This window comes from Paraburkholderia sp. SIMBA_030, from assembly GCF_046535245.1.
In the GTDB taxonomy this organism is placed as follows: Bacteria; Pseudomonadota; Gammaproteobacteria; order Burkholderiales; family Burkholderiaceae; genus Paraburkholderia.
Map to the genome: position 1 here is coordinate 1 of NZ_JAWRXB010000147.1, position 371 is coordinate 371.

At 63.1% G+C, this 371-nt stretch carries 1 protein-coding gene; it reads left to right on the forward strand.

From position 1 onward, the window contains the following. On the forward strand, positions 1 to 371 hold a 371-nt coding region (locus SB772_RS39400), incomplete at both ends, for a citrate/2-methylcitrate synthase (protein WP_410838439.1).

A 371-nucleotide genomic window follows, 5' to 3' on the forward strand; every position in this document is an offset into this window, starting at 1 on the left:
AAGACCGGCAATGACCTGCACTATCGCGGCTACGACATCCTCGATATCGCCGGCGCCTGCGAATTCGAAGAGATCGCCTATCTGCTGGTGCACGAAAAACTGCCGACCCAGGCCGAACTGAGCGCGTACAAGACCAAGCTCAAGGCGCTGCGCGGCCTGCCCGCGAACGTGAAGGCCGCGCTCGAATGGATTCCGGCCGCCGCGCATCCGATGGACGTGATGCGTACCGGCGTGTCGGTGCTGGGCACGGTTCTGCCCGAGAAAGACGACCACAACCTGGCCGGCGCACGCGACATCGCCGACAAGCTGATGGCCTCGCTCGGCTCGATGCTGCTGTACTGGTATCACTACTCGCACAACGGCAAGCGCAT